Annotated in this window: 1 protein-coding gene; it reads left to right on the top strand. The window is 63.5% G+C overall.

The genetic code is table 11. The annotated features are described in order from the left end of the window. On the top strand, positions 1-299 hold a 299-nt coding region (locus tag ACFZPT_RS26635; protein WP_379559119.1), incomplete at both ends, for an agmatine deiminase family protein.

Genomic DNA, 299 nt, shown 5'->3' with positions numbered 1-299 from the left:
CGCCTGGGTGGCAAGCCGGCGCAGGCGGCCCATGTGGCCGTGGCCAAGGCTAGTGCGCGGTTCGAGCCGGTGACGGTGTGTGTGTCCGCCGGCCAATACGAAAACGCGCGGGCGCGTTTGGATGTACAGAATATTCGCGTGGTGGAAATGTCCAGCGATGACGCTTGGGTACGGGACACCGGCCCGACCTTCGTGATCAACAACAGCGGCGAAGTGCGAGGCGTCAATTGGGATTTCAACGCTTGGGGCGGTTTAGACGGCGGCCTCTACGCTCCGTGGAACCGTGACACACAGGTGGG

Source organism: Pseudomonas sp. MD330_10, assembly GCF_042610415.1.
Lineage (GTDB): Bacteria > Pseudomonadota > Gammaproteobacteria > Pseudomonadales > Pseudomonadaceae > Aquipseudomonas > Aquipseudomonas rhodesiae.
The sequence above is the reverse complement of the archived record's forward strand: the minus strand, read 5'-3'. Positions and strand labels throughout refer to the sequence as shown.